Here is a 13,379-nt window from a genome sequence, read left to right as displayed (position 1 = left end):
ATCAGTGGCCATCCTTGTCGTTGTCGTCTCTGTCGTTGCCGGACCGGACATCGCCGGCGCCGGCGTCATCGATGATCGTGTAACGCGCCTTGAGCACCCGGCGGGCCCCGGGGCCCCGGAGTCCGGGCAGCTCGGCGTCCGGCGGGGACCGGTCCATGCGGACGGCCTCCCGCAGTTCCTCTTCACGCGCACGCATCTCTGTACGCACATCCGAGGCGAAGTGCCTCAATCGATCACTCGCGCCCTGCCCGGTGGACACGGCCCGCGCCGCGACCCCCTCCGGCGACCAGGCGCGGGCGATCCGCTCGACGCGGCGCTTGACGCGGTGCGAGGCGTAGACGCCGGCGCCCGCGCCGACGGAGATCCAGAACAGCCGCCTCATCTGCGCCCCTTGCCCGTGGAGCGGGCCTGAAGCTGCGGCCGGCCGGACTCCGGACGCTCGTCGCCGTCGCGGCCGCCGAGGGCCTTGCGGACCCCGTAGGAGAACGCGGCGGCCTTCACCAGCGGGCCGCCCACCACCGAGGTCATGACCGTGGTGACCGCCGAGACGTTCTGGGTGACGCCGGCGACCTGCTTGGTGATGACGTCGGTGCGGCCGAGCTGCTCGTTGGCGCGGTTCACCGTCCGGGTCATGTCGTCCATCAGCGGTCCCGCCTGGTCGCCGATGTCATGGACGACCTTGGTCGCCTCGCCGAGGAGGCGCGAGAGCTTCAGCAGGGTGAGCGCGATGAACGAGACGAGCACCGCCCAGAACACCGCCACGATGAGACCTGCCAGCTGTCCACCAGTGAGCATCAGGCTTTCCGTTCGCGTGAGTTCGGCCTCGGGGCCGGGCATGGCGTGACAGACCTTACCGGTCAACCGGCCCGCGTGGCGGGAGCATCGGCCCGGCGGGACCCGGTCAGCGGCGGTCCGCGGTACCGCGCAGAACCGAGCGGATCCGCGCGAGGACTTCGGTGAACCGCGACTCGGCGCCGTGCCTGGTCGGGCGATAGTACTCCCGCCCGTCCACCGAGTCGGGGGCGTACTGCTGCCTGACCACGCCGCCGGGATGGTTGTGCGCGTACTTGTAGCCCTCCCCGTGCCCGATCTTCGCCGCGCCCTTGTAGTGCGCGTCGCGCAGGTGCCCGGGGACGGCCCCGGCGAGCCCCTTGCGCACGTCGCCGAGCGCCCCGTCCACCGCCGTGATCACCGCGTTGGACTTGGGTGCCAGGGACAGGTGGATCACCGCCTGGGCGAGGTTGATGCGCGCCTCGGGAAGGCCGACGAACTCCACCGCCTGCGCCGCGGCGACCGCGGTCTGCAGGGCGGTCGGGTCGGCCATGCCGACGTCCTCGCTGGCGTGGACGATCAGCCGCCGCGCGATGAACCGGGCGTCCTCCCCGGCCTCGATCATGCGGGCCAGGTAGTGCAGCGCGGCGTCGACGTCGCTGCCGCGGATGCTCTTGATGAACGCGCTGATGACGTCGTAGTGCTGGTCGCCCTCGCGGTCGTAGCGGACGGCGGCCCGGTCGACGGCCTTCTCCAGGACGTCGGCGTCGATCACGCCGCCGTCGTCGACCACCAGAGACGCGGCCTCCAGGTAGGTGAGGGCGCGCCTGGCGTCGCCGCCGGCCAGCCGGATGAGGTGGTCCTCGGCGGCGGGGTCGAGGCCGGCCGCGCCGTCCAGGCCGCGCTCCTCGGCTAGCGCCCGGTGGATCACCTCGCGCAGGTCGTCGTCGCCGAGCGGCTCCAGGGTGAGCAGCAGCGAGCGCGACAGCAGCGGGCTGATGACGGAGAAGAACGGATTCTCGGTGGTGGCGCCGATGAAGGAGACCCAGCGGTTCTCCACGGCGGGCAGGAGCGCGTCCTGCTGCGCCTTGTTGAACCGGTGGACCTCGTCGACGAACAGGACGGTCTGCCGCCCCGTCATGCCCAGCTCGCGCCTGGCCAGGTCGATCTCGGCGCGGACGCGCTTGACGCCGTCGCTGACCGCGGAGATCTCCACGAACCGCCTGGAGGTGACGAGGCTGACGACGGTGGCGAGCGTCGTCTTGCCGGTGCCCGGCGGCCCCCACAGGACGAGCGACATCGGCACGTCCCGGTCGACGAGCTGGCGGATCGGGGTGCCCGGGCCGAGCAGGTGGCCCTGGCCGACGACCTCGTCCAGCGAGCGGGGGCGCATCCGCACCGCGAGGGGCTGCTCGGCGCCTCCCGCCCCGGACACGGCGGGGGAAGGCGGGGACCCGGCGCCGCCGGGAGCCGTCCGCGCCGGCGCCGGTGCGTCGAAGAGGCCCTCCGGCTCGCCTGATTCCGCCCAGCTGGTCACGCTCCGACACTATCTCCCGCCACGGACATCCCGGCCGTCCGGCGGTGCGGGAACCTCCGGGCCGGCTGTCGCGTTGGAACAGCCCGACAGGCACGAATCAGGAGCGTGACGGTGTCCGGTACGACCCCCCGCCGGCGGCACGGGCTGGCCGGGCTGCTCGCGATCCTCTTCGTCGTGGGCGGGCTGATCTTCAGCTACGGGCTGGGGCACGCGCCCGTGCCGCGCGTGTGCACCGAGCACGCCGTGAACGCGCCGCTCAGCACCGTGTGGTCCTTCGGCGGCCACCAGTCCCCCGGCGGCCACCAGGCGCCGGAGACCGCGGTCTCGCCGCTCCAGGGGCTCCACGGCCTCGCCGGCACGGCCCCGGTGGACGAGCCGCCGCACGGACCGGCGCACGCGAGCATGTGCCTGGCCGCGCTGTTCACCCTCTTCCTGCTCGGACTGGCCGCCGGCCCCGGGCGCGCGGTCTTCCGCCTGCCCGCCCGCGCCGGCTGGATCCTCGCCGTCCCCTCCGGCGCCGCGCACGTCTGGGTGCTCCGGCCCTCCCTCCAGGTGCTCCGGCTGTAGGAGACCGGCCGCAAGGCCGCACGCATCGCCACGACGCGCCGGCGGCGGTCACCGCGGCATGGCGCTGCCCTCGTCTCCCACAGCCAGCCACAGCAACGAGAGGACCTGCTCTCCATGTCCAAGAGCGCACGCAACAGGAACGCCCGCACCAGCAGCAACTCCCGTAACAGCAGCACCCGCGGCAAGAACGCGCTCACCCGGTCGCAGGTGCCGTGGGGCACCATCGCCTTCTTCACCGTGATCGGCATGGTGGCTTTCGTCGCCATCGGCTTCGCGTTCATGCAGTCCCGGTCGACCGCCGACGAGTCGTCCATCGACGGCCTGGTCACGAAGGACGACCTGAGCCGCGACCACGTCACCGGCAGCGTCGAGTACGAGACCGAGCCACCGATGGGCGGCGAGCACGACGCCGCCTGGCAGAACTGCAACGGCCGCGTCTACGACGCGCCGCTGCGCAACGAGAACGCCGTGCACTCCCTGGAGCACGGCGCCGTCTGGATCACCTACCGGCCGGGCCTCGCCGCCGGCCAGGTCGAGGCGCTCAAGGCCAAGGTCACCGGCACCGACTACACGCTCATGAGCCCGTACCCGTCGCTGGACGCCCCGATCGCGCTCAGCGCGTGGGGCAAGCAGGTCAAGCTCCAGGACGCGTCCGACCCGCGCGTGGACGAGTTCCTGCGCGCCTTCGTCAAGGGCCCGCAGACGCCGGAGCCCGGTGCCGCCTGTGACGGCGCGAAGGACACCCCGTGAGCGACGAGACGCCCCGGGGGCGGCGGATCACCGTCGTCCTCGCGGGCCTCGTCCTCCTCGCCGGCGTGGCGCTGGTGGCCGTGACCATGTCCGGTTCGGACCGGCCGGGTACGAACGACCCCGAACCCGGGTTCGCCCGCGACATGAGCGCCCACCACGCCCAGGCGGTGCGGATGTCGTTCATCGTGAGGGACCGGACCGACGACCGCGACGTCCGGCTGCTGGCCTACGACATCATCAACACCCAGTCGACGCAGATCGGCATGATGACCGCCTGGCTGGACGAATGGGCGCTGCCCAAGGCCGACCCGGCGGGCGCCATGCGCTGGATGTCCGGGCACGCGGGCCACGACGGCGGGAGCGCGCGCGGGCCGGCCTCGATGCCGGGCATGGCCACCCGCGAGCAGCTCGCCGGGCTGGAGAAGGCGTCCGGCCGCGACGCCGAGGTGACGTACCTGCGCCTGATGACCGCGCACCACCGGGGAGGGGTCGGCATGGCGGAGGCGGTGCTCGCCCTCACCGGCCACGACCGGGTGCGCCGGCTCGCCCGCACGATGGTGGACGGCCAGCAGGCGGAGATCAAGCTGATGAACACGATGCTCCGCGAGCGGGGAGCCCCCTCGGCCTGACGCGCCGCCCCGGAGGACCGGGAGGCGACCTTCGCGATAGCGCTTGACACGGCGGCCGTATCGCGCGTCACTGGCCACCATGGCTCAGAACCTCAGCGGCTACCACCGGGCCCTCGACCTCTTCGAGGGCCTGGTGGCCGGCGCTCCCCCGGACGGCTGGGACGCGCCGTCGCCCTGCGAGGGGTGGACCGCCAGGGACGTCGCCGGCCACGTGACCGGCGGGCAGTACCTGATCCTGGCGCTGGCCGGCGGGGAGCCCGAGCCCGACGTCGCCCGCGACCCGGCGCGCTTCGTCCCGGGCGACGTCCTGATGGCCTGGCGGGCCGCCCGCAAGGAGTGCGCCGCCGCTCTCAGCCCGGACACGCTGAGCCGCCCCGTCCCGTTCGGGGGGCTGGGCGACCTGCCGCTGAGCGACTACCTGGAGGGCTACATCCTGGAGCCGCTGGTGCACGCCTGGGACCTGGCGCGGGCGACGGGCCAGCCGTCCCGCCTCGACCCCGACCTCGTCCACCACGCGTTCGCGACCGCCCAGGTCGTCGCCGCCCCGCTGCGGGCCGCGGGCCGCCTGGCCCCGCCGCGGCCGGCCCCGAGAGGCGCGGACGAGCAGACCCGGATGCTCGCCTTCCTCGGCAGAACCGTCGGCTAGGAGAACTCGGCGAGAGTCCGTTCGGCCTCTTCGAGCCAGGCCCGGCGGGCGGCCAGGGCCTCTTCGGACTCCCTGACGTCCTTCTCGCGGCCGGCGTCACGGGCCTTGGCGAGGCGCTTCTCCAGCTGCTCGATGGAGCTGCGCAGCTGGGTGACCGTGGCCTCGGCGCGGGCGCGGGCCTCGGGGTTGGTGCGCCGCCACTCGTTCTCCTCGGCGGCGCGGACGGCCTCCTCGATCTTGCGGAGCCGGCCTTCGAGGCGGTCGCGCTGGTCGCGGGGGACCATGCCGGCGGCCTCCCAGCGCTCCTGGACGCCGCGCAGCGCCTGCCTGGCCTGGCGGACGTCCTTGACGGGCAGCAGCCGCTCCGCCTCGGCGAGGATCTTCTCCTTCTCCTCGGCGTGCACGCGGAACTCGGCGTCGCGTTCGGCGAACGCGGCGCTGCGGGCCTGGAAGAACGTGTCCTGGGCGCCCTTGAAGCGGGCCCAGAGGTCCTCCTCGGCGTCCCGGGAGGCGCGGCCGGCCGTCTTCCAGCGCCGCATCAGGTCGCGGTACGCGGCGGCCGTCTCGCCCCAGTCGGTGGACCCGGACATCGACTCGGCCTCGGCGACCAGGCGCTCCTTCTCCTTGCGGGACTCCTCGCGCTGGTCGTCCAGGGTGGCGAAGTAGACCTTGCGCCGCTTGGTGAAGGCGTTGCGGGCGGCCGACAGCCGCTTCCACAGGGCCGTCTCGGTGGGCCGGTCGATGCGGTCGGCGGCCTTCCACTCCTCGACGAGCTGGCGCAGCCGCTCGCCGCCGTTCTTCCAGTGGGTCTCCTCGACCGCGATCCGCTCGGCCTCGGCGACGATCCGCTCCTTGACCTCGCGGGCCTCGTGGCGGTGCTGCTCGCGCTGGGCCTTGACCTCCTCGCGGCGCCGCCCGACCTGCTCGGTGAGCGTGTCCAGCCGCCGCCCGAGGGCGTCGAGGTCGCCGACCGCGTGCGCCTCGGCGACGGCGTCGCGGAGCCGGTCGATGCTCTGCTGCGCCTGCGCGGGCTGCAGGTCGGTGGTGCGGACCCGCTGTTCGAGCAGGCCGATCTCGGTGACGAGCGCGTCGTACTTCCGCTTGAAGTAGGCCAGGGCCTCCTCGGGTGCGCCGGCCTGCCAGGATCCGACGACGCGCTCGCCCTCGGACGTCGTGACGTACACGGTGCCGTCCTCGTCCACCCGGCCCCAGGGATCGGTCGCGCTGGACACCCTTGCCTCCTGAATCGCGAATCCGGATCTGCTCATGGCCACCGGACCCTCCACACCTTAGTATCCCGTTCGCCTATTTCCCGGCGATCGAGACGTCCCGGATCGTGACCTTCTTCTTGGGTTCGCCGTCCCCCTTGGGCTCCGAGCCGGCCTTGGCGATCTCCTTCACCACGTCCAGCCCCTTGGTGACCTTCCCGAACACCGTGTAGTCGGGGGGGAGGTCCGAGTCCTCGTACACGATGAAGAACTGGCTGCCGTTGGAATCCGGGAGCTGGCTGTGCGCCATGGCGAGCGTGCCCGCCGTGTACTCGGCGCCCTCGGTGTTCTCGTTGGCGAACTGGTACCCGGGCCCGCCCGCGCCCTCGCCGGTGGGGTCGCCGCACTGCAGGACGTTCAGCCCGCCGCTGGTCAGCCGGTGGCAGTCGCTCTTGTCGTAGAAGTTCTCCTCAGCGAGGAACGCGAAGGAGTTCACGGTGCAGGGCGCGTTCTTGCCGTCCAGCTGGATCACGACGTTGCCGTGGTTGGTCTTGACGGTCGACTTCACCGTGCCCTTGTGGACGGGCTTCACCGGCGGGGTCCCGAGGTCCTTGGGAGCCCCCGGCACCGATGCCTCCTTGTAGGCGCACTCCCCGGGCTTGGCCTGGGGGGTGGCGGAGGCCGTCGCGCCGGCATCGGACTCGTCGTCCTTGCCGGTGAACGCGACGATCGCCGCGCCGCCGACGACGATCGCCCCGACCGCGGCGGCCGAGCCTATGATCTTGACGCGGCGCGCCTTCGCCGCCGCCTGGGCCCGCCGCTGCTCCTGGCGCTCGTAGCGTTGCCGCGCGAGCTGCTTCTTGCGGTCCTTCGCCGCCACGTGGCTGCTCCTCCGCTGTGATCAGGTGAACGTGCAGCGCATAGTAGCGGTACCGGCGAGTACACGCGTCTCCGCTTTCAGGTAGCGCTCAGGGAGCGCTTCCGCCCCCCGGCGCGCGACACGGCGGCCGCATCTCGTTCGCGGTGTCCGCGGCCGCGCCGGTACCCTCGGACAGGCCCACCCGAGATGGTTCTAAGGAAGGACGACCGTGCTCGTCGCCGGGTTCCCCGCCGGATCTTTCGCCGCGAACTGCTACGTCGTGGCGCCCGCCGCGGGTGAGGAATGCGTGATCGTCGATCCCGGCCAGGACGCCGAGGGCGGGATCGAGGAGATCCTGCGCGAGCACCGGCTGAAGCCGGTCGCGGTGCTGCTGACGCACGGTCATATCGATCACGTCTGGTCGGTGGCGCCGGTCTGCGGCGCCAAGGACGTCCCCGCCTACATCCATCCGGACGACCGCGACCTGCTCACCGATCCGGCGAAGGGGCTGTCGCTGGGCCCCGGCCAGGAGCTGTTCGGCGGCCTGGAACTGGCCGAGCCGGACGATGTGAAGGAGCTGGCCGATGGGGCGGCGCTGGAGCTGGCCGGGCTGAGCTTCACCGTCGACCACGCGCCGGGCCATACGCCCGGGTCGGTGACCTTCCGGACGCCGAAGACACAGGAGCTCCCGGACGTGATGTTCACCGGGGACCTGCTGTTCGCCGGCTCGATCGGGCGCACCGACCTGCCGGGCGGATCGTACGAGGAGATCCTCGCGAGCCTGTCCCGGGTGTGCCTCGGCATGCCCGACGAGACGGCCGTCCTGCCCGGCCACGGGACGCAGACCACAATCGGCCGCGAGCGCGCGACGAATCCGTTCCTCTCCGAGCTTTCGTCGGGGGGGGCAGGGGGGTCGTCCCCCCTGAATGACTCGGATCTGACGCCGGCGGACGGCCCCGGCAAGGGATTCTGAGCCTGAGAGATGAGTTCGAGCTTCCGGGCCCCCAAGGGGGTCAGTGAATACGTTCCGCCGCGCGCGGACCTCTTCTATGCCATCCGGGAGGCGTTCGCCGAGCAGGCGAGGCTGGCCGGCTACGGCTACCTGGAGCTGGCCGTCTTCGAGGACACCAACCTGTTCAGGCGGGGCGTCGGCGAGTCCACCGACGTGGTGTCCAAGGAGATGTACACGTTCGAGGACCGCGGCGGCCGGTCGCTGACGCTGCGTCCCGAGTTCACCGCCTCGGTGCTGCGGTCGGTGCTGGAGAACAACCTCCACAAGGGCGCGCTGCCCGTGAAGGTGTGGACGACCGGGCCCGCGTTCCGCGCCGAACGTCCCCAGCAGGGCCGTTACCGGCAGTTCTACCAGCTCGACCTGGAGGCGATCGGCAGCGAGGACCCGCGGGTCGACGCGGAGACGATCGCGATCGCGTGGAACTGGTACCGCTCGCTCGGGCTGACGCGGGTGCGGCTGCTGCTGAACTCCCTGGGCTGCAAGGAGTGCCGTCCCGCCTACCGCGCCCTGCTGCAGGACTTCCTGCGCGGCCTGGACCTGGACGACGACACCCGCGCCCGCGTCGAGATCAACCCGCTGCGGGTGCTGGACGACAAGCGCCCGCAGGTGCGGGACCGGCTCGCGGGCGCCCCGCTGATGGCCGACCACCTGTGCCCGGCCTGCAAGGCCTACCACGACCGGGTCCGCGGGCTGCTCGCCGATCTCGGCATCGCCTGGGAGGACACCCCCACGCTCGTCCGCGGCCTGGACTACTACACCCGGACGACCTACGAGTTCGACCACCCGCTGCTCGGCGCCCAGTCCGGCATCGGCGGCGGCGGCCGTTACGACGGGCTGTCGGAGGACATCGGCGGCCCCGCGCTGCCCGGCATCGGGTTCGGCCTCGGCCTGGACCGCACCATCCTGGCGATCGAGGCCGAGTCGCAGCGGGAGCCGGGCGCCGCGTTCACCGTCCGGCCGCGCTGCGAGGCGTTCGGCGTCGCGCTCGGCGACACCGCCGAGCGCCGCATGTTCGCGATGGTCGACGAGCTGCGCCGGGCCGGGATCGCCGCCGACATGGCGTTCGGCGGCAAGAAGCTGAAGGGCGCCATGAAGGACGCGGACCGCTCCGGCGCCCGCTACGCCGTGATCCTCGGGGAGCGAGATATCGCGGACGGCGTCGCCCAGGTCAAGGATCTGGCCGAGGGCGAGCAGACTGCCGTCCCGCTCACCGCCATCGTCACGACGTTGAAGGAAAGGCTCTCCAAATGATCCGCACGCACGAGGCGGGGACGCTCCGCAGGGAGCACGCCGGGCAGCAGGTCACGCTGGCCGGGTGGGTCGGCCGCCGCCGCGACCACGGCGGTGTCACGTTCATCGACCTGCGCGACGCGTCCGGCACCGCGCAGGTCGTGTTCCGCGAGGAGGAGGTGGGTTCGGGCGGTGTCATGCACGGAGTGCACGACCTGCGCGCGGAGTTCTGCGTGAAGGTCGTCGGGGAGGTGCGCGTCCGGCCGGAGGGCAACGAGAACCCCGAGCTGCCCACCGGGGACATCGAGGTCGCCGCCACCGACATCGAGGTGCTGTCGGACGCGGCGCCCCTGCCGTTCCCCATCGAGGGCGACGTCAACGTCAACGAGGAGATCCGGCTCAGGTACCGGTACCTGGACCTGCGCCGCGACGCCGTCGCGCGGGCCATGAAGATCCGGTCCGAGGCGTCGTTCCTGACGCACGAGGTGATGCGCGAGCACGGGTTCGTCAACGTCGAGACCCCGACGCTGACCCGGTCGACGCCCGAGGGCGCCCGCGACTTCCTGGTCCCCGTCCGGCTCCAGCCGGGCCACTGGTACGCGCTGCCGCAGTCGCCCCAGCTGTTCAAGCAGCTGCTCATGGTCGGCGGGCTGGAGCGCTACTACCAGATCGCCCGCTGCTACCGGGACGAGGACTTCCGCGCCGACCGGCAGCCGGAGTTCACCCAGATCGACATCGAGATGTCGTTCGCCGACCAGGACGATGTCCTCACGGTCGCCGAGGACCTCGTCGCCCGGCTCTGGAAGGAGATCGACGGGTACGAGATCCCCCGGCCCATCCCCCACATCACCTACGCCGACGCGATGGCGCGGTACGGCTCGGACAAGCCCGACCTGCGGTTCGGCCTGGAACTGACCGACATGACCGAGTACTTCGCCGGCACGTCGTTCCGCGTGTTCCAGGCGCCGTACGTCGGCGCGGTCGTCATGCCGGGCGGCGCGGCCCAGACCCGCAAGGAGCTGGACGGCTGGCAGGACTGGGCCAAGGCCCGCGGCGCCCGCGGCCTGGCGTACGTGCTCGTCCAGGAGGACTGGACGCTCGGCGGCCCCGTCGCCAAGAACCTGTCCGACACCGAGAAGGAGGGGCTGGCCGCCGCGACCGGCGCGGGCATCGGCGACGCGATCTTCTTCGGCGCCGGGAAGCGGCACGCCGCGCAGGAACTCCTCGGCGCCGCCCGGCTGGAGATCGGCCGCCGACGCGAGCTGATCGACGAGAAGGCGTGGAAGTTCGTCTGGGTCGTCGACGCGCCGGTCTTCGAGCCGGTCGAGGACGCCAAGGGCGAGCACGTCGGCTGGACCGCCGTCCACCACCCCTTCACCGCGCCGAAGCCGGAGTTCGCGGCCACCTTCCAGGACGACCCGGGCGGCGCGCTCGCCAACGCCTACGACCTCGTCCTCAACGGCACGGAGATCGGCGGCGGGTCCCTGCGCATCCACCGCGCGGAGATGCAGCAGCGGGTGTTCGACGTGCTGGGCATGTCGAAGGACGACGCGGAGTCGAAGTTCGGGTTCCTGCTGGAGGCGTTCAAGTTCGGCCCGCCCCCGCACGGCGGCATCGCGTTCGGCTGGGACCGGATCGTGATGCTCCTGGCCCGGCAGGACTCGATCCGCGACGTGATCGCCTTCCCGAAGGCCGCGTCCGGCTACGACCCGCTGACCGCCGCGCCGACGCCGATCACGCCGCAGCAGCGCGCGGAGGCCGGTGTCGACGCCGACCCCGAGGGCGGGGACGAGACCGCCCGAGGCTGACCGGGACGAGCAGCGGCGCCGCGCGCTACCGCGCGGCGCCGCTGGTCGTCCGGTACACGTCGTACACGCCGTCGATGGAGCGGACGGCCTTCAGGACGTGGCCGAGGTGCTTCGGGTCGCCCATCTCGAACGTGAAGCGGCTGACGGCGACGCGGTCGCGGGTCGTGGTGACCGACGCCGACAGGATGTTGACGTGCTGGTCGGACAGCACGCGGGTCACGTCCGACAGCAGCCGGGGACGGTCGAGGGCCTCGACCTGGATGGCGACCAGGAAGACCGAGTCCTCTCCCGGGGACCATTTCACGTCGATCAGCCGGTCGGGCTGCGCCTTCAGGCTCTCGATGTTGGAGCAGTCGGCGCGGTGGACCGACACGCCGTGGCCGCGCGTCACGAAACCGACGATGTCGTCGCCCGGGACGGGGGTACAGCAGCGCGACAGCCGGACCCACACGTCGGGATCGTCGGCGACGACGACGCCGGGGTCGCCCGCGGGACGGGTGCGCTTGCGGCGGGTCGGCAACGCGATCTCGGCGAGGTCCTCTTCGGCGCTCTCCACACCGCCGAGCGCGTCGACGAGGCGCTGGACGACGTGCTGCGCGGAGACCTGGCTCTCGCCGACGGCGGCGTACAGGGACGAGACGTCCGGGTAGCGCATGTCGCGGGCGAGGGCGAGCAGGGCCTCACCGGACATCATCCGCTGCAGCGGCATGTTCTGCTTGCGCATCGCGCGGGCGATGGCGTCCTTGCCGGACTCGATCGCGGTGTCGCGGCGCTCCTTGGAGAACCAGTGCTTGATCTTGTTGCGGGCGCGGGCGCTCTTGACGAAGCCGAGCCAGTCGCGGCTCGGGCCGGCGTCCTGCGACTTGGAGGTGAAGACCTCGACGGTGTCGCCGTTGTCGAGGGTCGATTCGAGGGGGACGAGCCGCCCGTTGACACGGGCGCCGATACATCGGTGCCCGACCTCGGTGTGGATCGCGTACGCGAAGTCGACGGGGGTCGCGCCCTGCGGCAGCGCGATCACGTCGCCCTTCGGGGTGAACACGAACACCTCGGAGACCGACAGGTCGAACCGCAGCGACTCCAGGAACTCCGCCGGGTCGGCGGTCTCCTTCTGCCAGTCGAGGAGCTGGCGGAGCCACTGCATGTCACCGGCCTTGCGGCCGCCGACCGTCTCCTCCTTGTACTTCCAGTGCGCGGCGACGCCGTACTCGGCGCGGCGGTGCATGCCCCAGGTGCGGATCTGCAGCTCGACGGGCTTGCCCTCGGAGCCGATCACCGTCGTGTGCAGCGACTGGTACATGTTGAACTTCGGCATCGCGATGTAGTCCTTGAACCGGCCGGGGACCGGGTTCCACCGCGCGTGGATCGTGCCGAGGGCGGCGTAGCAGTCGCGGACGCTGTCGACGAGGACCCGGATGCCGACCAGGTCGTAGATGTCGTCGAAGCTGACGTCCCGCGCGATCATCTTCTGGTAGATCGAGTAGTAGTGCTTCGGCCGGCCGGTGACGGTGGCCTTGATCCGCGCGTCGCGCAGGTCGGTGGAGACGTACTCGATCACGTCCTGCAGGTGGACGTCGCGGCGCGGGGCGCGCTCGGAGACCAGCCTGGCGATCTCGTCGAACCGCTTGGGGTACATCGTGGCGAACGCGAGGTCCTCCAGCTCCCACTTCAGCGTGTTCATCCCGAGGCGGTGCGCGAGCGGCGCGAACACCTCCAGGGTCTCGCGGGCCTTCTTCTCCTGCTTGTGCCGCGGCATGTAGCGCAGCGTGCGCATGTTGTGCAGCCGGTCGCCGAGCTTGATCACCAGGACGCGGATGTCGCGGGACATGGCCACGACCATCTTGCGGACGGTCTCGGCCTCGGCGGCCTCCCCGTACTTGACCTTGTCGAGCTTGGTGACGCCGTCGACCAGGGCGGCGATCTCGTCGCCGAACTCGTCCCTGAGCTGGTCGAGCGTGTACGAGGTGTCCTCGACGGTGTCGTGCAGCAGCGCCGCGCAGAGCGTCTCGGTGTTCATGCCGAGCTCGGCGAGGATGGTGGCGACGGCGAGGGGATGCGTGATGTACGGGTCGCCGCTCTTGCGCTTCTGGTGGCGGTGGTGGTGAGCGGCGACGTCGTAGGCGCGCTCGATGAGCCGGAGGTCCGCCTTGGGGTGGGTGTTGCGGACGGTCTTGATCAGTGGTTCTAGTACCGGGTTCATAGCGGGGCCGCGCTGGGCGCCCAACCTGGCGAGCCTACGGCGCACCCGGGCGGCAGACGGTGGAATCGTGGCCGGCGTGGGCCTGGGCGGAACGGCGGGCTGGGACGGATCGGCGGGTTCTCCGGCGGGCTGTGCCGGTTCCGCGGGATCCGCGGGGTCCGC

General features: G+C 71.8%; 13 protein-coding genes. 7 read left to right on the top strand and 6 right to left on the bottom strand.

The genetic code is table 11. The annotated features are described in order from the left end of the window. Window position 1: 1 nt before the first annotated feature. From E1281_RS04150 to E1281_RS04140, 3 genes are all read right to left on the bottom strand, one after another. Window positions 2-382 (bottom strand): hypothetical protein, encoded by a 381-nt coding sequence (locus E1281_RS04150; protein WP_131875778.1) that lies wholly within the window; start codon window positions 380-382, stop codon window positions 2-4. Beyond that, window positions 379-795 carry a DUF948 domain-containing protein gene (locus E1281_RS04145; protein WP_131875777.1) on the bottom strand — a complete coding sequence of 139 codons (417 nt, stop codon included), beginning with the start codon at window positions 793-795 and terminating at the stop codon, window positions 379-381. Before E1281_RS04145 ends, E1281_RS04150 begins: the two co-directional genes overlap by 4 nt. A gap of 106 nt (window positions 796-901) precedes the next feature. Further along, a complete protein-coding gene (locus tag E1281_RS04140) occupies window positions 902-2,164 on the bottom strand; it encodes a replication-associated recombination protein A (protein WP_243716575.1) in 1,263 nt (420 codons plus the stop codon). Between the two features lie 255 nt (window positions 2,165-2,419). Between E1281_RS04140 and E1281_RS04135 the strand changes: the two genes are divergently transcribed. The 4 genes from E1281_RS04135 to E1281_RS04120 all read left to right on the top strand — a co-directional run bounded on the left by E1281_RS04135 (window position 2,420) and on the right by E1281_RS04120 (window position 4,900). Then, complete coding sequence (locus tag E1281_RS04135; RefSeq protein WP_131875776.1) at window positions 2,420-2,875, top strand: hypothetical protein; 456 nt, start codon at window positions 2,420-2,422, stop codon at window positions 2,873-2,875. Between the two features lie 114 nt (window positions 2,876-2,989). Next, on the top strand, window positions 2,990-3,625 hold the full coding sequence (locus tag E1281_RS04130; RefSeq protein WP_131875775.1) for a DUF3105 domain-containing protein: 636 nt from the start codon (window positions 2,990-2,992) through the stop codon (window positions 3,623-3,625). Continuing rightward, the gene (locus E1281_RS04125; protein ID WP_243716569.1) at window positions 3,622-4,254 is read left to right on the top strand and encodes a DUF305 domain-containing protein; all 633 of its coding nucleotides are present in this window, start codon (window positions 3,622-3,624) and stop codon (window positions 4,252-4,254) included. The genes E1281_RS04130 and E1281_RS04125 overlap by 4 nt, the downstream gene beginning before the upstream one ends. Window positions 4,255-4,333: 79 nt before the next feature. Continuing rightward, complete coding sequence (locus tag E1281_RS04120; protein WP_131875774.1) at window positions 4,334-4,900, top strand: TIGR03086 family metal-binding protein; 567 nt, start codon at window positions 4,334-4,336, stop codon at window positions 4,898-4,900. Here E1281_RS04120 and E1281_RS04115 read toward each other — a convergent pair. Continuing rightward, window positions 4,897-6,168 (bottom strand): DUF349 domain-containing protein, encoded by a 1,272-nt coding sequence (locus E1281_RS04115; RefSeq protein ID WP_131875773.1) that lies wholly within the window; start codon window positions 6,166-6,168, stop codon window positions 4,897-4,899. The two genes, E1281_RS04120 and E1281_RS04115, sit on opposite strands and share 4 nt — an antisense overlap. A gap of 37 nt (window positions 6,169-6,205) precedes the next feature. Next, a complete protein-coding gene (locus E1281_RS04110) occupies window positions 6,206-6,988 on the bottom strand; it encodes a peptidylprolyl isomerase (RefSeq protein WP_131875772.1) in 783 nt (260 codons plus the stop codon). 208 nt (window positions 6,989-7,196) lie between these two features. Here E1281_RS04110 and E1281_RS04105 point away from each other — a divergent pair, with 208 nt between their 5' ends. The 3 genes from E1281_RS04105 to aspS are packed head-to-tail and all read left to right on the top strand — an operon-like array spanning window position 7,197 to window position 11,017. After that, window positions 7,197-7,940 (top strand): MBL fold metallo-hydrolase, encoded by a 744-nt coding sequence (locus tag E1281_RS04105; protein ID WP_131875771.1) that lies wholly within the window; start codon window positions 7,197-7,199, stop codon window positions 7,938-7,940. A gap of 9 nt (window positions 7,941-7,949) precedes the next feature. Continuing rightward, window positions 7,950-9,230 (top strand): histidine--tRNA ligase, encoded by a 1,281-nt coding sequence (gene hisS, locus E1281_RS04100; protein ID WP_131875770.1) that lies wholly within the window; start codon window positions 7,950-7,952, stop codon window positions 9,228-9,230. Continuing rightward, window positions 9,227-11,017, top strand: a complete 1,791-nt coding sequence (aspS, locus tag E1281_RS04095) for an aspartate--tRNA ligase (RefSeq protein ID WP_131875769.1) — start codon at window positions 9,227-9,229, stop codon at window positions 11,015-11,017. Before hisS ends, aspS begins: the two co-directional genes overlap by 4 nt. A 25-nt stretch (window positions 11,018-11,042) precedes the next feature. On the opposite strand, the gene E1281_RS04090 is transcribed toward aspS, so the two are convergent. Beyond that, window positions 11,043-13,217, bottom strand: coding sequence for a bifunctional (p)ppGpp synthetase/guanosine-3',5'-bis(diphosphate) 3'-pyrophosphohydrolase (locus E1281_RS04090; protein WP_131875806.1), 2,175 nt, complete (start codon window positions 13,215-13,217; stop codon window positions 11,043-11,045). Between the last annotated feature and the right edge of the window lie 162 nt (window positions 13,218-13,379).

Source organism: Actinomadura sp. KC345 (genome assembly GCF_004348515.1).
Taxonomy (GTDB): domain Bacteria; phylum Actinomycetota; class Actinomycetes; order Streptosporangiales; family Streptosporangiaceae; genus Spirillospora.
Note: the sequence above shows the minus strand (reverse complement) of the source record. Positions and strands in the feature narration are given on the sequence as shown.